Origin of the sequence: Gordonia sp. SMJS1, from assembly GCF_029866425.1 — a bacterium.
GTDB lineage: Bacteria > Actinomycetota > Actinomycetes > Mycobacteriales > Mycobacteriaceae > Gordonia > Gordonia hongkongensis.
This window is the reverse complement of sequence record NZ_CP123382.1, coordinates 61642-78797: the sequence shown is the minus strand read 5'-3', so window position 1 is coordinate 78797 and position 17156 is coordinate 61642. Positions and strand designations below refer to the sequence as shown.

General features: G+C 65.3%; 22 protein-coding genes, 2 pseudogenes and 1 other annotated feature. Of the genes and pseudogenes, 14 read left to right on the top strand and 10 right to left on the bottom strand.

Translation table 11 applies throughout. The features are described from left to right. Positions 1–216: 216 nt before the first annotated feature. From QAD21_RS24150 to QAD21_RS24140, 3 genes and pseudogenes are all read right to left on the bottom strand, one after another. Positions 217–1169 (bottom strand): annotated as a pseudogene (locus QAD21_RS24150) (IS3 family transposase); the annotation flags it as partial. Continuing rightward, positions 757–888: a sequence feature (AL1L pseudoknot), on the bottom strand. (Overlaps the previous pseudogene by 132 nt.) 503 nt (positions 1170–1672) lie before the next feature. Continuing rightward, entirely contained in the window at positions 1673–2170 is a 498-nt protein-coding gene (locus tag QAD21_RS24145) for a hypothetical protein (RefSeq protein WP_280362121.1), read from the bottom strand. 131 nt (positions 2171–2301) lie between these two features. After that, positions 2302–2982: a hypothetical protein gene (locus QAD21_RS24140; RefSeq protein WP_280362120.1), complete on the bottom strand. Its 681-nt coding sequence runs from the start codon at positions 2980–2982 to the stop codon at positions 2302–2304. Between the two features lie 510 nt (positions 2983–3492). Between QAD21_RS24140 and QAD21_RS24135 the strand changes: the two genes are divergently transcribed. Together QAD21_RS24135 and QAD21_RS24130 are read left to right on the top strand one after the other, a co-directional pair. After that, positions 3493–3669, top strand: a complete 177-nt coding sequence (locus tag QAD21_RS24135; protein WP_280362134.1) for a DUF2510 domain-containing protein — start codon at positions 3493–3495, stop codon at positions 3667–3669. A gap of 46 nt (positions 3670–3715) precedes the next feature. After that, on the top strand, positions 3716–4030 hold the full coding sequence (locus QAD21_RS24130; RefSeq protein WP_280362118.1) for a DUF732 domain-containing protein: 315 nt from the start codon (positions 3716–3718) through the stop codon (positions 4028–4030). Positions 4031–4154: 124 nt separating this feature from the next. Here QAD21_RS24130 and QAD21_RS24125 read toward each other — a convergent pair whose 3' ends face one another. Continuing rightward, complete coding sequence (locus QAD21_RS24125) at positions 4155–4436, bottom strand: hypothetical protein (RefSeq protein WP_280362116.1); 282 nt, start codon at positions 4434–4436, stop codon at positions 4155–4157. Between the two features lie 391 nt (positions 4437–4827). Between QAD21_RS24125 and QAD21_RS24120 the strand changes: the two genes are divergently transcribed. Continuing rightward, positions 4828–5079 carry a hypothetical protein gene (locus QAD21_RS24120; RefSeq protein WP_280362114.1) on the top strand — a complete coding sequence of 84 codons (252 nt, stop codon included), beginning with the start codon at positions 4828–4830 and terminating at the stop codon, positions 5077–5079. A gap of 91 nt (positions 5080–5170) precedes the next feature. Here QAD21_RS24120 and QAD21_RS24115 read toward each other — a convergent pair whose 3' ends face one another. Both QAD21_RS24115 and QAD21_RS24110 read right to left on the bottom strand, forming a co-directional pair. Beyond that, positions 5171–5440, bottom strand: a complete 270-nt coding sequence (locus tag QAD21_RS24115; RefSeq protein WP_280362113.1) for a hypothetical protein — start codon at positions 5438–5440, stop codon at positions 5171–5173. 215 nt (positions 5441–5655) lie between these two features. Next, a complete protein-coding gene (locus QAD21_RS24110; protein WP_280362111.1) occupies positions 5656–5820 on the bottom strand; it encodes a M15 family metallopeptidase in 165 nt (54 codons plus the stop codon). Positions 5821–6662: 842 nt separating this feature from the next. On the opposite strand from QAD21_RS24110, the gene QAD21_RS24105 reads away from it, so the two are divergent. Continuing rightward, on the top strand, positions 6663–7175 hold the full coding sequence (locus QAD21_RS24105) for a hypothetical protein (RefSeq protein WP_280362109.1): 513 nt from the start codon (positions 6663–6665) through the stop codon (positions 7173–7175). 16 nt (positions 7176–7191) lie between these two features. Here QAD21_RS24105 and QAD21_RS24100 read toward each other — a convergent pair whose 3' ends face one another. Further along, the gene (locus QAD21_RS24100) at positions 7192–7893 is read right to left on the bottom strand and encodes a helicase associated domain-containing protein (RefSeq protein WP_280362107.1); all 702 of its coding nucleotides are present in this window, start codon (positions 7891–7893) and stop codon (positions 7192–7194) included. A 147-nt stretch (positions 7894–8040) separates the two neighbouring features. Between QAD21_RS24100 and QAD21_RS24095 the strand changes: the two genes are divergently transcribed. The 5 genes and pseudogenes from QAD21_RS24095 to QAD21_RS24075 all read left to right on the top strand — a co-directional run bounded on the left by QAD21_RS24095 (position 8041) and on the right by QAD21_RS24075 (position 11088). Continuing rightward, positions 8041–8433 carry a hypothetical protein gene (locus QAD21_RS24095; RefSeq protein ID WP_058253264.1) on the top strand — a complete coding sequence of 131 codons (393 nt, stop codon included), beginning with the start codon at positions 8041–8043 and terminating at the stop codon, positions 8431–8433. After that, a pseudogene (locus QAD21_RS24090) lies at positions 8430–9011 on the top strand (RES domain-containing protein); the annotation flags it as partial. The gene QAD21_RS24095 and the pseudogene QAD21_RS24090, both read left to right, overlap by 4 nt. A 155-nt stretch (positions 9012–9166) precedes the next feature. Continuing rightward, positions 9167–9925: a helicase associated domain-containing protein gene (locus tag QAD21_RS24085; RefSeq protein WP_280362133.1), complete on the top strand. Its 759-nt coding sequence runs from the start codon at positions 9167–9169 to the stop codon at positions 9923–9925. A 4-nt stretch (positions 9926–9929) separates the two neighbouring features. Beyond that, positions 9930–10631 (top strand): helicase associated domain-containing protein, encoded by a 702-nt coding sequence (locus QAD21_RS24080; protein WP_280362105.1) that lies wholly within the window; start codon positions 9930–9932, stop codon positions 10629–10631. A gap of 268 nt (positions 10632–10899) precedes the next feature. Beyond that, positions 10900–11088 carry a hypothetical protein gene (locus QAD21_RS24075; protein ID WP_139114236.1) on the top strand — a complete coding sequence of 63 codons (189 nt, stop codon included), beginning with the start codon at positions 10900–10902 and terminating at the stop codon, positions 11086–11088. 58 nt (positions 11089–11146) lie between these two features. On the opposite strand, the gene QAD21_RS24070 is transcribed toward QAD21_RS24075, so the two are convergent. Next, on the bottom strand, positions 11147–11524 hold the full coding sequence (locus tag QAD21_RS24070) for a PH domain-containing protein (protein WP_058253261.1): 378 nt from the start codon (positions 11522–11524) through the stop codon (positions 11147–11149). A gap of 159 nt (positions 11525–11683) precedes the next feature. On the opposite strand from QAD21_RS24070, the gene QAD21_RS24065 reads away from it, so the two are divergent. The 4 genes from QAD21_RS24065 (at position 11684) to QAD21_RS24050 (ending at position 14681) form a co-directional block, all read left to right on the top strand. Beyond that, positions 11684–12811 carry a DUF1524 domain-containing protein gene (locus QAD21_RS24065; protein WP_280362103.1) on the top strand — a complete coding sequence of 376 codons (1128 nt, stop codon included), beginning with the start codon at positions 11684–11686 and terminating at the stop codon, positions 12809–12811. Positions 12812–12855: 44 nt separating this feature from the next. Continuing rightward, positions 12856–13185 (top strand): hypothetical protein, encoded by a 330-nt coding sequence (locus QAD21_RS24060; RefSeq protein WP_280362101.1) that lies wholly within the window; start codon positions 12856–12858, stop codon positions 13183–13185. Positions 13186–13301: 116 nt separating this feature from the next. Next, positions 13302–13508 carry a hypothetical protein gene (locus tag QAD21_RS24055; RefSeq protein WP_044508856.1) on the top strand — a complete coding sequence of 69 codons (207 nt, stop codon included), beginning with the start codon at positions 13302–13304 and terminating at the stop codon, positions 13506–13508. A 345-nt stretch (positions 13509–13853) separates the two neighbouring features. Next, the gene (locus QAD21_RS24050; protein ID WP_280362097.1) at positions 13854–14681 is read left to right on the top strand and encodes an ATP-dependent DNA ligase; all 828 of its coding nucleotides are present in this window, start codon (positions 13854–13856) and stop codon (positions 14679–14681) included. Between the two features lie 97 nt (positions 14682–14778). Here QAD21_RS24050 and QAD21_RS24045 read toward each other — a convergent pair whose 3' ends face one another. After that, entirely contained in the window at positions 14779–14991 is a 213-nt protein-coding gene (locus QAD21_RS24045) for a hypothetical protein (protein ID WP_280362095.1), read from the bottom strand. Beyond that, on the bottom strand, positions 14988–15314 hold the full coding sequence (locus tag QAD21_RS24040) for a hypothetical protein (RefSeq protein ID WP_280362093.1): 327 nt from the start codon (positions 15312–15314) through the stop codon (positions 14988–14990). Before QAD21_RS24040 ends, QAD21_RS24045 begins: the two co-directional genes overlap by 4 nt. A gap of 307 nt (positions 15315–15621) precedes the next feature. Here QAD21_RS24040 and QAD21_RS24035 point away from each other — a divergent pair, with 307 nt between their 5' ends. Beyond that, the gene (locus tag QAD21_RS24035; RefSeq protein ID WP_275892326.1) at positions 15622–16998 is read left to right on the top strand and encodes an IS1380 family transposase; all 1377 of its coding nucleotides are present in this window, start codon (positions 15622–15624) and stop codon (positions 16996–16998) included. The last annotated feature ends 158 nt before the right edge of the window (positions 16999–17156 follow it).

Genomic DNA, 17156 nt, shown 5'->3' with positions numbered 1-17156 from the left:
CTCATCCCCGTCGCGATCAACCCCCAAAACTGACGTTGCACCGCCCGCGACGGCTCGGGCCGGCCCGGCGAACGCATCGCCGGCCGCAACGCACGATCAGCTCGCCCCTGCCGACGAACCCCCGTGGGCGCATCGCTGGTCTTCTTGCTCCAGTCTGCTGTAGCCAAAGCCAACACCTCCACGATCAAGGTGTTGCGACGACCAGTTGAATTCACCCTGACTTCCCGCATCGCTGTGATGCACCAAACCCGTTGGTGTAAAAGCGAATCCGGATCTCCGTCGAGTGAACAGTGCTTGTTCGACCACACTGGTCACCAACGGTGTGTGCTTGCTGGTCATGACCCGCCATCCGAGGATGCGCCGTGAGAACACATCGACGAGGAACGCCACGTAGACGAACCCGGCCAATGTCCACACGTAGGTGAAGTCGGCGACCCACCACTGATCGGGATGCGTGGGTGTATTCCACTGCCGCTCAACATGATCAGGGAAACGAGGCGCCTGGTCGTCGCGACGGGTCGTAGTGATGCGATGCGAGCCACGAACCGCTCCGGAGATTCCGCAGATCCCCATCAGCCGGCCGACCTGGTCGCGTCCCATCATGTGACCGGCACGCCACATCGCGTGATACATCTTGCGCACCCCATACACACAGCGGTTCTTCTCAAACTGCTGGTAGACGGCGTGCGTGGCATACGCCTCGGACAGCGTCGCTGCCGAGATCGTGCCCCGTTGTTTGTGGGCGTAGTAGGTGGACGGGGCGATCTGCATTCCGTACTCGGTGAGTACCCGGCAGATCGGATCGACCCCGAACTGGTCGCGGTGAGCGTCGATATACTCGACGATCAACGAAGTCGGCGGTCGATCTCCGCCGCGGCGAAAAACGCCGACGCTGTCTTCAAAATCTCATTGGCTCTACGTAATTCGGCGTTCTCCCGCCGAAGTTCACGCAATTCCGCGTCATGGGCGGCCACCGTCGTCCCCGATCCGGAGACGATCGGAGTGTCCTTCTCGATCCAGTTGCGTAGCGTCGCCGGATTGATGTCGAGCAACTCCCCGACATGACGACGCGCTCCTGACTTGGACTCGCCGGGCTCGGCAAGCCGATCCCGATACATCCTCACCGCCCGCTCACGGGTCTCCTGGTCGAACTTCCGTGGTGCTCCCATATCCGTATTCTCCTGGTGAGATCACGGTCTCCACCAGACCCAGGACGGTTCACGACCTAGGAGACGACGTCTTGACTACGCTTGATGCAGTCACTGCCGAGCCTGTAGTAGCGAGACGTGCCATCGCTGAGCCCGCCGCTACAGTTGCTGCGCGCCCTTCCATCGAGCGCCGTACCGATCTCATTTCTGGCTCCGTCAACTATTTGTCGGGGGTCAGCCCATCGCAGGGCGCTGGGTCGACTACAACAGTCCAGACGGAGGACGCCGTGAGTCGCGCACAAACCGCGCCGAGGCCATCGCCGAGATCGCCACCGCCAACGAAGTGATCGGCGACCACCCCGACTACCGCATCCGACACCGCCATCTTATGCGCTGCTGTGGAGCGTCACGCGCGATGAGCGTAGGGCGAGTCGCGCCGATACCGTCGTGTTACGTCCATCCCGCTTACGGATGAACCTGAACCCGCCACGACCGTCTCAGCGGACCGTGCGCGGACCTGCTCGCTACAGACCCGCGACCAGCCGTTCGACCTTCTGCCCCTCGGCAGCCGAGAGACCTTCGTTGATCTGGACGAACACCAGGGCGTTCGGCGACCCGTATCGGTGCGGGCCAGCGAGTGCCGCAGCCTCGTCGTACGCGGCGACTGTCTTGGTGTAGATCTTCCTGTCCGAGAACACGAGGATCTGGCCAGATTCGCCGGGCACCGAGGGCAACTCGAACTCGTACTTCTCGGTGGCGCCGATGCCGAGCCCCGCGGGTTCGGACTTCGTGCAATTCGTCCCGACGTCCAGCTCAACGATCTTCTCGCACACGGCCGCCGCATCCAGCTCAGCCGAATCCGGTTCTGCTGCATCGGCGGTGGGCGTAGCACCTGCCCCGACTGACGCGTGCGTCGATGTCGGACTCTCCGAGGTTTCTGCCGTGTCGGTTGACGAACACCCACTAACTGAGAGAACTGCCATGGCCACGATGACCGGAACAAAGCACCGTACTGTCGCCACGTGTAGAACTCTCCTCGATGAGTGCGTATCGGCGGCCTCAGCTTGCCAGATGTTGCTGCGCTGCCGCCGAGTGGATCGCTATCCCAGTGCAGGCCCGGCGATGTCCGACTCGCCGAATCTACCGGCCCTCTTTAACTGGCTCCCAGGTCGAACAGCCGGCGCTCGATGACGTCGGGAGTTGTCTCGAGGTCGCGCGCCCAGTCGGCGGCGAGGTCGATGTATCTCGCGTACATCTCGGACGGCCCGTTCTCGAACCACTCCTCGTCATCGAGCTTGTTGAGCGCCTTCACGACACGGCTGTCATAGATCAGCGGGCGACCGACTGTCGGTTTGACGTCGTAGCCGCCGAAGTACAGGAACTTCGTGAAGAACCCCGCGGCCAGCCGGTTGATCTTCAGGCCCCCTCGTTTGTGCAACGCCCTGTATCCGCTGAGGGCCCCTTGACCACGGACTACTTGCAGGGCCTTCGCAAGCTTCTCCGGTGCGCCCTGCTCCTGGAGCGGGAAGAGCGCTCGTACTACACGTTGCGCGCTGTCTCCCGCTCCCCACGCGATGACTGCAACGTGCAACTGCGCTGCGGACGCCGGATCGGCGGCGGAGGCGGCACGGTCCGCGATCCTGAAGAGATCCTGCCTGCTGATCGCGCGGTATTTGTCATTGCCTGGCAGCGTGTCGAGCTCGGCTGGCCACATCCAGTCATGGGGGATCTTGGACCTCAGGTACGTGTGGTCGAAGCGAAGTTGCTGACCGAGGACCCAGTCGCGGCGAGGGATAGGGTCGATCCCAGCGAAGAGGTCAGCGGGCGGGGCCATCTCCGCACGGTAACAGCAGGGCCTCTCCCCAGTTCGGCGTTCACGCTCCGAACGGTGGCAGGTCTGCGCTGTACAAAGCACCAGCGCTGTTGCGATTTCGATGGCGGTGATCAGGATCGCTGCGACTGCTAGACCGGCTTGTATAGCCGACGAGACGTCCCGCGAATAGCAATCAACGCGAGAACAATCACAGCAGCGTCTAGGCCAACGAAAGAGGCGAACGTCGCGACGGTGGCGCATACGTTCGTGGTCTCGTTCGGGTGGTGCCCTGTGGGGCGTCCTCGTTGTACGGCCGTGAGTAAGTGTGCCGTCCGCCGACGGTGGTCGCGTAAGCCAGGGCATTCTCAGTACATCTTAACGGTGCCGACCCGGACTTCATCCGATCGGAGGACATAACCTCAACCGGCCCAGTGGTTGGCCCCTGTCGCCCCGAGACCTGGTCACAGATCCCACGAGAGGTCTCTCACTCGGGGTGGCTAATCTTGTTCGGTTCGTGACGTGAAGGGAACCATGACAACTCCACCAACAGCCCCACCGGGCTGGTATCCAGACCCACACGGAGGGAGAGCGTCTCGGTACTGGGATGGAAAAAAATGGAGGGCGATGGTAGCTCCCACCCCGCCACCGCTCTCCCCCGCAATCGGAGGTCTGACGCAGCCTCGACCAGAACACACAGGGTGGGGCTAAGCCGCCGCGAACCGTAATCAGCCTGCGAGACTGGCGGACGGTCGCAGTGCTGCTCATAGTGGGCGCGATCGCCATCACTGGAGCGGTGGTGATATATGAACCGCCACCCGATGAAGACGCCTACTTCGCCGCGGTCTTCCCGTCAAAGTATGAATCCATCTGGTTACAGGACGAGCCATTCGTTGAGGAAGGTTACGCCGCCTGTGATTTGCTGCGTGACGGGCACTCGGAACGAGATGTGGCCAGGAGTCTGGGGGAGAAGCACAGCAGCAAGTACGGAAATGAGGTGTCGGGGCCGGTGCGAGAACGTCACGAGCGGCAGATCGTGGCCGCCCGGAAACATCTTTGTCCAGGCGTGTAGACCAGACTGCCCTCGATCACGTCGTCGACTATGCCGAGACTGAACGGCGGTCGTGACTGCAGCCTGCTCGGACAGGCAAATCGCCCGGCGCTACGCCGAATTCGTATTGTGAGTGCGTTGCGTGCTAGCTGGCTGACGACATGGTCATAGAGACGATGACGGCGGCGATGAACGCTACTACGAACTTCCACACTCCAACCCAGAACGAGCTGGCCGCGAGCGCCCAGCTCAGGCCTACCCCGATCCATCCGACGAACAGGGTGGCGTACCCCACGCCGTTGAACATCTCGCGCCGCTGCTTTGCCTGCGGCGTGTCTGGCTCGGCAGGAGCGGTGTTCGAAAGGTCGACCAGGACTAGGCCGGTGATAATCACGACGATTGCACCCCCGAGCAGCCACCAGATCATTGCATCATCGTGCCACGCATGACGGAATCTCGTTCGTGTCGGCCAGGGACGTACGTTCTGTGGAAAGGTCGATCCAACCACGCGTGACCGTGACGTATGCGGGGGACTTGGCGGGCGACTAAGGCTCTCAGTCCTAGCGCGGCCGGTCCACAAACGAGGGGGCACGACCGGTCTAACGGGCAGCCGGGTGCCCGTTGCTTGCCTCCCCACAGCAAGGGAACTGCTGCGCTCCACTCGGATCGACCGGGCTCATACTGCCCAGGCGATATCCTGCCTGTGGCGTAATTGTGGGTTTCAGCAACGACGGAGACGACACCTTGGACACGATCGGTCCTCGTCGCCTCCGGCTGCAGTGTTTACGCCGCCCCGGGTAGCCCTTGGAAAGGAAACGATGTCACTCATCGGCAAGAGCCCCGCCGCTCGCCGCAAGGCGGTTAAGCGCCAGTACATGGACGACTTCACGCGGACCCGCCGAGATCAGGCATACCTCCGGGTGAAAGAGCTGGATCGGCAGGTGCGCGAAGCCCTGAACGATGAAGACCAGTTCGAGCGGCTGTATCCCCTAGTCAACGAGCTGAAAGCGGCGGTAGCCGACTACGAGCGTTGCGTCGGCCGGCGGATCGATTTCAACGCATCTCGGTAGGGCTAAAGAACTGGTTCGGAACTGCGACGCCGTACGACTGCGTCCTTCCTCCGATACCGCTGGCGGGGCGCAGTGCACAGCAGGGCTCGGGTTACCAGGTTAGTTGCGGCTGTTTCGTCGGGGCCTGGTAGGTGTCGAACTGCCAGCCTTTGAAGCCCTGGGCGCAGGCTGTTGCGCCGAGGTTGGGGTTCTGCGTGAGGATTGTGTTGCGCCACGCGGTGCATTCCATGACACCGCTGTAGGTGTAGGTGTTCGCCTGCGCGGGTGCCGCGGTGAGACCGCCGACGAGCGCGGATGCGCCGATTCCGGCGGCGACGACCCCAGCGATTACGACGGCGCGCATCTTGTGGACGATGTTCATACCGATCTCCTTTCTGACGATCTTTCTGATTGCTACACAACGTGATTGATTGAGAGCAGGGTTTGCTGAGCCAGGCTTCGGAACAGGAGAAGCAGGCTGGTCGAGGACGAAGGACCGCCGTTGCCTGTCACCGGGAACCGCTTAACGTTCTTGCGGGCGCCGAGTCCCTCTCTGAGAGAGTCGACGCCCGCACAACCGAGTTCGGGTTGGAGTAGCTATCTGACTTCGAAGTGAGGATCGTCAGGTACGTTGGACCAGTCGCCACCCCAAACGATCTGACCGCCCAAGCTTGCTAGCTTGGCGCGGATCTTTCCGGTTTGCTCGGGGGTGAAGGTGCCCGAGAAGCCCTGTCCGCCATTGATTTCGAGGTTGAGGTCCACGGCGGTGCCGCTGCCGTGGTTGGAGTAGGCCGTATTTGTCGGCGGGACGAGTGCTGGTTCGGCCCATGACCAGTCGTCACCGTTGCCGAGAGTGATCGGCTCGACGTTGGCATCGAACCAGGTGACGAATTCGCGGAGCAGTTCGGTGGGCTTACCGGGGGCGGTCCAGAACTTTGACCCCGTTTACGGCCCATTGAGTGCTTTGGGCCTGAGTGATGAGCGGGTACCCATTCTGGGAGGTCCCGGCGGCGGCAGCGCCGGCGCCGAGGATGGATACGCACCCGATGACAAGCGCCGAACCGGCAACCAGGAGATGAGTGCGGAGGCTGCGGGGCAGCGTGGAGCGAGAGTGACTGGACGGCATCAGTCAACCTTTCGATTCGATTGTCAACGTGCGATTCTCAGCAGACCCGCGCCGACGGCAACCAGCAGGGATCTGCAGCAGAGAACCTATCGCAGACAGTACCCGTGAACGCTCCACCGCAAGGTCCGCGACCGCCGACTATCCGTAGACCCGGTGAGCCGAAGAGTGCGGGCGTACGTCAGTTCTCGCCCTGTGAAGTCCCTGGCGAGCGATGTCGTGTGGCGGGTTAGGCTACGCGCGTGACCATGCCGCCACCTGGTCCTGGCCATCCCGGTTACGGGTTCCAGGGCCCGCCCGGACAGCCCGGGCAGCATCCGCCAAACGCCGGTTTTCCGGGACAGGGAGTCCCGTACGGAGCGCCTGCACCCTATCCGGGAGGTGTGTACCCGCCGCATCCCGTGGCCGGCCACCGAAGAAGAGCCGCAGGGGATTATGGCTGTTAGCCGGGTGCTTGGGGTTCGCGACGGTACTGGCCTTGATGATCGCGGTGAGCGTGGCCCTCGAGGACCCCAGCGACTTCGAGAACAACGTCGCCGACACCACCGAGGTGAGGGTGGGTGACTGTCTGACGGTAGGCGAACTCGCCGGGGAGCTCGAGGTCGAGACGGTCGACTGCAGCTACCGAGGGTTTCATTACGCAGTCGCGGAACGGGTGCAGACCCGAAACGGTTGTGGCATCGAGTACGCCGCGTTCTGGTACGAGGAACGCCCATACGCCGGCGCCCGCCCACGCATCGAGGAAGTACTGTGCCTCGCCCAGGTGTACCAGCAGGGGCTCTGCTACTCCGAACCGCCAACGGATGTGCCAAACCCGTTAGCCAAGGTCAACGAGGTCGACTGTTCGCGGGTGACGCTGGTTCCGGGCGGTACGAACTACTTCAAGGTCGAGACCAAGGTGGCCGCGGCTCCGGAATGCACAGAGGGACAGGTCGAGTACTTCGCCGCGAAGCCGACACCGGCTGGATACTGCTTGACGTACTTCGAGCCTTAGACCATCCGCCGCGCGGCTAGTACGCAGTCGTAGAGCCCTCTGCGCCGTGATCGTGAGGCACGGGCGGCCGGGGCGAGGATCGGAGGTTCCACTGCCAGTCGGGGAACTCGGTTTCGAGCTGGGTGATCCGGTCGGGCGCGAGTCGGTGTCGTCGGTACTCGGTGCGGCGTTTGGCCACCCAGGCGCCGATCGGGAATCCGTCGATCGTTGCATCGCGGGGTGGCGAGCTGGTGCCGTGTGCGGCGGCGTAGCGGTGCAGGTGGTCCAGGCCGACGTGGAACGGTGGTCGTGTCCGCAGGGTCCACTGCCAGTCGGGGAACTCGGCTTCGAGCTGGTGGGCGTGTTCAGGTGGCATTTGTCCGGCCCGGTATTCGGCGCGGCGGCTGGCGACCCAGGTACCGATCGGGAATCCGTCGATGACGTCATGGCGGCGGGCGTTGCTGGTGCCGTGGCGGGCGACGTAGCGGCGGAGGCGGGTCAGGCCGGCAGCGAAGGTCGTCCGGGCGTTGGTCTTCCACTGCCAGTCGGGGAACTCTGACTCGAGTTGCGCAATCCGCTCCGCGGGCAAGACGCCGCGGCGATAGTCGGTGCGGCGTGTGTTGACCCACCGGCCTATCGGGAAGCCGTCGATGACGTCCCGCTGGCGTGGGCTGCTGGTGCCGTGCACGGCTCGATACCGATGTAGATGGGCGATACCCTCATCGAATCGGCTGGTCACGGTCACCTAGTGTGCCTGTCGCCGGCGGACGGTCGACCACCCACCCGGCGTCTCACCACGACCACCGAGGGGTCACGGCGGGCATTCTCTCTGGTGTCTAGCTGTCACACGGTATGGGATCTATACTGGGATCGAGAGGTGATCACCATGACAGCAGCACATCCCCGGCCGGATCTGGCAGCCTACGCCGAAGCGGCACGTATGTCGCAGCCCGAACTCGTGGCTGCTCTGCGCGATCTGCTCGGCGCGAAACTCGTGGCCTACCTGGGTCGGGTGAGCGAGACCCGGGCGGTGCGGCAGTGGGCTGAGGGCACCCGCACCATCGCCAACCCCGACGACGTCGAACGGCTCCGGATCGCCTACCGCGCCGCCCGCCTGATCACCGAACGTGACACCCCCGCCGTCGCCCAAGCCTGGTTCCAGGGCCTCAACCCGGTCCTCGACGACCGGGCGCCAGCGTTGCTGCTGCGTGACGGCGAGCTCGCCGACGTCGGCCCCCAGGTACTCAACGCTGCCCGCCAGTTCGCCGCGGTGGGATGAACCAACCCCGCACGTCGACGATCGGCACCCCACACGGGCCGATCACCACCCGCACCCGTACCGCCACGCCCATCTACCGGGTCGGCTACGCGCCGAGCCCGTGGGAGTGGACGCCGTGGGAGTACGCCACCGACGGCCGCTTCGCCGGCCGCTGGGACGACCCCGACGGGGTGTGGCGCACCCTGTACTGCGCCGACACTCCCCTGGCCTGCTACCTCGAAGTCCTCGCGTTCGCCCGACCCAGCCCGCAGCTGATCGCCGACCTCGACGACATCGTCGTCGACGAGGAAGACGAGCAGGACTACCCCACGCTGCCACCCGGCCGCGTTCCGCGATCGTGGTGTGAGGCAAGGATGCTCGGCCACGCCACCCTGACCGGACGGTTCGCGGTGCCCGCCGTCCCGGACAGCCTCGCCACCCTGCGAACGGTGTTTCGGCCGCTCGCGATCCGCTACGGACTGGATGACCTCGACACCGCCGCCCTGCGGGACGGCCGGCCCCGCGGTCTCACCCAGGCCATCTCCCGCTGGCTCTACGCCCTCACCGACCACGGACAGGCAGCAGCCGACGGAATCGAGTTCGACTCCCGCCACGGCGACCAGCTGCGCATGTGGGCGCTCTACGAACGCGCCGCCGACCCCGACATCAGCCCACACATCGACATTGTCGACCACTGCCCCATCGACGCCGCGGATCCACACCTGGCCCGCGCCCTGACCCTCCTCGGACTCGAGTGGACCCCCGCATAGAACAGCCTGAAACAGGCTGTCCCGCAACGCCGAACAAGCATGAGCCTGACTCGACCAGCCGTGGTAATGCCTACGACCGCCTCTTCGACACCGGGATCGCCCACCTGCACCACTACGCCGCCATGCATGGTTCCAGCTCACCTCCCCGCGGCGCGACGATCGACGGGTTCGCGATCGGTCAGTGGGTCGTCAACCGCCGTGCCGAGTACCGGCGGGGCCATCTGTCGGCCGAGCGGATCCGCCGCCTCGAAACCGAGTTCCCCGACTGGGTGTGGAACGTGCGTGAGGCGATGTTCGACGTCGGCGTGGCGCATCTTCGCCGTTTCGCCGCCGTCCACGGCACGAGCAACGCCGGAGAAGGCGATGTGATCGACGGTTTCGAGATCGGCACCTGGGTCGCGTCCCGCCGCGCCGACTACCGCCGAGGCCGACTGTCGGCCGAGCGCATCGCGCGTCTGGAGTCCGAGTTCCCGGACTGGCAGTGGCTGCCGCAGGACGAAGCCTTCGCGGCCGCGTTCGAGACCGGACTGTCCCACCTCCGCCGCTACGTCGCCGCCCACGGGACCAGCCAGGTCCCTCAGCGGGATGTGATCGACGGGTTCCCGATCGGTACCTGGGTCGCCACGCGCCGCGCAGACTACCGCAAAGGCCGATTGTCCGCGGAGCGGATCCGCCGCATCGAAACCGAGTTCCCGGACTGGCGGTGGACGGTACGACCCGCCGCCACGAAAAGCAGGCGGTGACACCGTGCCCAGCAAGCACGACTCCCCGACCGCTGGCCGCCGACGTGCGGACGATCGGCGGTTCGACGCCGGGATCGCACACCTGCACCGCTACGTCGCCGCGCATGGATCGAGCTCACCGGCCCGCCACGCAACGATCGGCGACTTCGCGATCGGTGCCTGGGTCGACAGCCGCCGCACCGACTACCGGCTGGGCAGGTTGTCGGCGGAGCGGATCCGCCGCATCGAAACCGAGTTCCCCGACTGGCGATGGAGCGTGCTCGATGCCGCCTTCGCGGCCGGGATCGCACACCTGCGCCGCTACGCCGCCACCCACGGCACCAGCAACCCACGCCAGCACGACGTCATCGACGACTTCCCGATCGGCCAATGGGCGGCGAACCGCCGCGCCGACTACCGTCGAGGCCGACTACCCGCTGACCGAATCGCGCTGTTCGACAACGAATTCCCGGACTGGCAGTGGAACCCCCAGGACGCAGCATCGGCCGCCGCGTTCGAGGCCGGCGTCGCGCACCTGCACCGGTATCGCGCCGTGCACGGCACCAGCAACCCCCGCCAGCGCGACGTCATCGACGGCTTCGCGATCGGCCAGTGGGCGGCGAACCGTCGCGCCGACTACCGTCGAGGCCGACTGTCGGCCGACCGGGTCCGTCGCATCGAAACCAAGTTCCCCGACTGGCAGTGGACCATCCGAGGCCGCTCCTGATCCGACACCAGACCGTCGGGGTTGAGGCAACGGGTTCAAAACCCGTCCAGTGTCAGTTCGAGCGCGATCGACAGCACAGATGCCGCGCGCCCCAGGTCGACCAGGCCATGACTCGCCTTCACGTGGGCTCGCGATGTGGACGGTCGCAGAGCTTTTGGCCAATACCGGGACCGGCGGTCAGCTATTGACGCCGAGGGCGAAGACCTGAATGTTGGAGGGGTCTGGTCGTCTAGTCAGGAGGTCACGAGTGCCGCAACACAGGGTGGACATGCGATTGCCGTCTCGACCGGTCGATGTGGGCAACGGCGACACATCGCTGTCGGTCTATGCCGATAACGTCAAGCTTGGCGAGATCGGGCTGTCTCGCGGGGGTGTGACCTGGTGGGCGCGGGACGCGAAGAACCCGACGCGGGATCTGACCTGGGAGCAGTTTGCCCGCTTGATGGAGCAGGGCTAACCCTCGCCTCTGTCAATTTCGGTGCGGCAGGCCCGGTTGCGTGCGTCGTAAGGGGGCCTCACCCGACGACGTAGCGGGCCAAGATCGCCTGGAGCTCGTAGATGTCGACCTGCCGATTGAATTGTCGAGCGATCGGATGCGAGGCACCTGATAGCCAGATCTTCAGTTCGGCGTCCAGGTCGAACGTGCCGGCTGTCTCCACCGAGAAGTGCGTCACCGATCGGTACGGGACCGAGTGATACTCGACCTTCTTGCCCGTGATCCCCTGCTTATCGATGAGAAGGAGTCGTCGGTTCGTGAAGAGGAACACGTCGCGAACCAGGCGGTAGCCGGCGTCGACCGTCTCGCCCTCACCCAAGAGCTTCGCGAACTCCGCTTGCCCTTGACGCGGGTCGATACGACCAGCGTTGCCCATCATCCCGTTCATGATTCCCATGGGCCAACTTGTAGCAAAGTGATCGAGGTGTCCCCCAAATAGGTGACACCGCAGCGGACTTCGGGAGCCTGACGGGCCAACCAAAAGCGTGACGAAATGCCGGGAGGGCGTAACGCTGTCCGAGTGGGTTGCTATAGGTAGTTGACATTCGATCGGCCAGTGCGCGCCGGTTGCCGCTTGTGTGAAAGGCTCTCCCGCTCAATGGCTATGCCCCCGCTCTCCCCTGCCGTCTCCTCGTCAGAGCCGCCGGCCACCCCTTCACCTCGCAGGACTCGCAAGCGGGTCTTGGTCGGGAGCTGCGCGGCGGCTGTGCTGGCCTTGGCGCTGGGTGCGTGCGGGACGACCGACACGACCACCGAGCGTGTCGCCGACACCTCGACCCTGCCAGCGACCACGACATCGGCGGCGTCGGAGGTGTCGCTGCCCACCGCAACGCCGGTCGTCACGGTGTCGGCGGCACCGGCCGCGAACAAGGCGCTGGCCACGCTGGACACCCTCGAGGTGAAGGGTCGCGCACCGAAGACCGGGTATGACCGTGCTCTGTTCGGGCAGGCCTGGACCGATGACGTGAACGTCGACAGCGGCCACAACGGCTGCGACACCCGTAACGACATCCTGCGCCGCGACCTCACCAACATCGCGCTCAAGCCCGGCTCGAACGGCTGCGCGGTGCAGTCCGGAACCCTCGCCGACCCCTACACCGGCACCACCATCCCGTTCGTGCGTGGCCAGCAAACTTCGTCGGCGGTGCAGATCGACCACGTCGTCGCTTTGTCGGATGCATGGCAGAAGGGCGCCCAGCAGCTCTCCGCGGCTCAGCGAGCGGACTTCGCCAACGATCCGCGCAACCTGCAAGCCACCGACGGCCCCACCAACCAGCAGAAGGGCGACGGTGATGCCGCGACCTGGCTGCCGCCGAACCGCTCCTACCGCTGCACTTACGTCGCCCGTCAGGTCGAGGTCAAAGCTGCCTACCAGCTGTGGGTGACCCAGGCCGAGAAGGACGCCATCACCCGCGTCCTCGGTAGCTGCGGCGCCGCGGTGCCGGCACCGACGACCAGCCGGGTCCCCAATACCCGGACCTCGACGGCGACACCGCTCCCGGAACCGGCCTACACCCCGCCGACGACGACCTACACCCCGCCACCTGCGGCTGAGGCACCCTCGTCGGTCTACTACGCCAACTGCTCGGCAGTCCGCGCCGCGGGCGCGGCCCCGATCTACGCCGGCCAGCCCGGTTACAGCCGCAAGCTCGACCGCGACGGCGACGGCGTCGCCTGCGAATAGCGCTGACCGCCAGGCATCGACACACCGACGAGGAGAAAAGCGCAATGAGTAGCGCCCCGAAAAACAGGTCCCGCTTCGTCTGGTGGGGCGCCCTCGTGGGTTTCGTGCTCGGCGGCACTCTGGCCATCGTCTCGCTCCTGGCGGATGCGGGGCAGGTATACGACGAGGCTGGGGATACCACGGTTGAGCAGAGCAGCTTCACCGTTGGCCTGGCCATCGGCTCGTTCCTGATTGCCCTCGGAGTCGCTGCAATCGGAGCGCTCATCGGACTGCTGATCGGCCTGCTCAAGCGGCGCCGTTACGAGGCACAAGCAATGGTGGTGGCCCAGCACGATGGACCCTCGCTACGCAAGGAACCTGGCCCTGGCCGGTAGCCCACACGCCGTCACGGCGGTCCTTTCGGATCGTGGTGACGGCGGTTTAGGCTGCGGTCGCGGCTCCCTTCCCGGGTGCTGCGAACCCTGTCGTCGAGAACTCTTAAGGAGTGGTCATGGCTGGAATTGCGGACAAGTTCGACAAGGCATACGAAGACAAGTCGTTGGCCGAGCTGGCCGACGCACCTGTCGCGGCGCTGCAAGGCGTCAGCGACGGCGACGCCGAAAAGCTTCAGGCGGCGTTCAATATCAAGACCGTGCGGGACCTGGGCACCAACAAGTTCTTCCTCTGGGCTCAGGCGGTTGCCAAGCTCGCCGAGTAGATCGGCCAGCCTGCGCGGAATACCGCGGGCGGGGTCACCGTTGACTGGTGTGACGGTGGCGGGCTCATTGCCCCGGGCCACACCCCTTTCCGCCGCTGCGTGCGGCCACTCGCCGAGAGGCGCACTGACCGGCACCGTCCACCTACACACTGAGGCCGTCGACCCGATACGGGTCGACGGCCTCAGTCGTGACACGGCAATCAGACGATCAGGAGGGCAGATGGCGGGAATGGCGCCAATGCTCGCGACTCCTGGTCCTCCCCCGTCGGGTTCAGGCTGGTCCTGGGAGATGAAGTTCGATGGTCAGCGCTGTGTCGCCCGAGCGCCGGCGGGGAGGTGTTGCTGTTGAGCCGCAACCTCAGCCCGATCACCTCGACCTACCCCGAGATCACGGCCGCCCTGGTGAACGCCAGTGGTGGCCGCGACGTCGTGGTCGACGGCGAGATCGTGGCTCTCGACGCCGCCGGGCGGCCGTCGTTCTCGCTTCTGCAACGACGCATGCACACCCCGCGGCCGGGCCGGCGGTTGCTCGCCGACGTTCCGGCGGAGTTCTATCTGTTCGACGTCCTGGAGCTCGACGGCTCCGACGTCGGATCGCTGCCCTACCTCGCGCGCCGCGAACTGCTCGACACCTCGCTTACCAATATCGGCGCGGTGAAGGTCACCCCGTACTGGCCTGACAGCTCCGCCGAACCGATGCTCGAGCTCGCGACGACGTTCGGCCTGGAGGGTGTGGTCGCCAAGCGAGCGACGTCGAGATACGTGCGGGGGCAGCGGTCCCCGGCGTGGGTCAAGGTCCCGTTGCGGCTCAGCGCCGAAGTGATCGTGTGCGGGTGGACCGGCCGCCCGGCCATGGTGCGGTCGCTGCTGGTGGGCGGCTACCGGCCCTCGGGTGAGTTGGTCTACCTCGGCGAGGTCGGTACCGGGTTCACCCAGCGGCACCGCCGCGAGATGGCCGAACAACTCGCGGCGATAGCGCGCCCCGAGCATCCGTTCACTACAGAACACTCCCCCACCAGGATCAGAAACGTGCGGTGGGTGCGACCGGTGTTGATCGGCACCATCGAGTACCGCGAACTCAGCCGCCGGCTGCGACATCCCTCGTGGAAAGGCGTGCGCACCGACAAAACCCCGGATGAGGTGATCTGGCCCGAACCCGACACCCAGCCCTGACTACTCGGACATCGACTCACCCACCTGCACAACGCAACCACGGTGGCCCTGTGGCAACCGACCCGCCGGGGAGGGCGGCAGCGCAGCGCCAGCGGAGTCAGCTCGTGGCTTCTCCGAGTCGTTCGACCTGTCCGCCGACCTCGTCGGCGTACGCCCGGGCCTCGGTGGCTTCGTCGTCGGTGTAGACCCGGACGTCTGCCGGCCTACCGGGCGGCCGCACGATCAACGTCAGCTCCCCGATCGCGACGCGGCCGCGTTTGGGTGCGACTCGATTAGTGGGCCCCGCCCCGGCATCGTTGTTCTCGGTCATCGCTCGGCGGCGTCCTCTCTCGGTTTCAGCGCCTCGGGCGGCACCCACATCGTGATGACGGCCGACGAGACGTGGTTTGCGCTCTCGACCGGCATCTGACAAATACCGCGCCACAAGCCATTTGAGACCTGCAGCCACGCCATGAGGAGCGCGGGCATGGTCGGTTCGATACGGGCACCGGATGCGCGCACCCGCAGCGAGACTCCCCCGCCAGCGGCATACGAGCGTCCGCAGGACGGATCAGCGATCGCCATGTCGATCAGCACGCGCCTGGGCGGGTCGACCACGCGTAGCGTTCGGGTGTCAGGCCAGCGATCGAACATGTCCCCAGTCCAACCCGAGGAATCGAATGGGTGTTCGATGGTCGTGTAGTCTGTTCGAGTAGGCGGGGGTGTGACCGGAAGGGAAGTCCGGGACCGTACGCACCCCCGCCGTTCCGCCAGGACTGGCCCGTGCCTGACACCCCGCCGCTCTTCACCGCTAATCCTGGATATTTCACTGATGTTGCTGGTGTTCGGCGTGTGATACGCGAAAGTGCCTGTCTGCCTTGTGATTATTGATTCACCACAAACAAATAGTCACAAGAAGAAAGGCACCTCGCAGGTGAAGAATAACGTGTATCCCGAGTTGATGGTGGACCCTACGCGCACTGAGTCGGTGCTGACGACCTCGGGCGGGGTGTTGCTGACGAAAACCGTGCAGGTCTCGGGCCTGGGAGCCGAGCTGACCGCGGCGATGGCGCCGTGGCGGACCGCGGCGACGGTCCATGATCCGGCCAAGATCGTGCTGGATCTGGCGCTCACCTTGGCGACCGGTGGTGACTGTGTGGCCGATGTGGCCACAGTCCGGGCTCAGCCACAGTTGTACGGGCAGGTGGCCTCTGATCCGACGATTTCGCGGGTGATCAGCAGGCTGGCTACCGATGTCGAGGCGGTCAGTACCGCGATCAGCGCGGCTCGCGCCGCGGCGCGGGAGCGGGTGTGGGGCATTGCCCGCCCGTTGGAGGGCACTGCGGGCAGCATCGATGGCGGGCTGGTGATCGTTGATCTCGATGCCACGACCGTGACCGCCGGCTCGGCCAAAGAACAGGCCCAGAAAACGTATAAGCGGGTGTTCGGGCATTCCCCGATGTGTTCGTTCGTCGACCACGGCGCCTTCGGCACCGGGGAAACACTGAACCTGGACCTGCGGCGTGGAGGTGCCTCACCCAAAGGTGCGGACATGCACATCGCGGCCCTCGAGGCGGCGTTGGCCCAGCTGCCCGCCGCTGAACGCGCCCAGGTGCTCATACGTACCGATTCGGCCGGGTGTGCCAAAAAGTTCCTGGCCCACCTGGCCGAGCAACGCCTGCAGTACTCGGTCGGGTTCACCATCTCCGAACTGGTCAAAGACGCATTGGACGTGCTGCCTGAGGCCGCCTGGGTGACCGCGATCAACACCGACGACGCCGATCCACGAGCTGATGCCCAGGTCGCCGAGATCACCGACCACATGCCGCGCTCGGTCCGTGACACCGAAACCGCCTACGAGCCCTGGCCACCCGGGATGCGGCTGATCGCGCGCCGCGAATATCCCCACAACGGAGCCCAACACCTCATCACCGACATCGAGGGCCGCCGCTACACCGTGTTCGCCACCAACACCCGCGGCCGCGGCTGGACACTGCCGATCCTGGAACTGCGTCACCGTCAACGTGCCCGCGCCGAAGACCGTATCCGCTGCCTCAAAGACACCGGCATGGCCAACCTACCGTTCGACTCATTCGCCAAAAACCAACTGTGGCTCGATATCGTCGCCCTGGCCTCCGACCTCATTGCCTGGACTCAAACCCTCGGCTACCACCGCCACGACCCCATCCGCCGCTGGGAACCCAAACGCTTGCGCCACCGCCTGTTCACCGTCGGCGGCAAGATCATCACCCACGCCCGCACCACCACCCTGCGACTACCCACCGACTGGCCCTACAACCACCACATACGCCACGGCTGGCAACGCCTCACCGCCTAACCAGCCCCTCGGTCACCGCGCCCCGTCACCGCCGCCCACCCCACCTCAGAACCCGAACAACCAGCGAACCCAACGCTGGCGATCCACCCTGCCCACACACCAGCACCAACCATCAAAAGGCGACACCGACAACCGATCGGCGAAACCCTACCCACCCG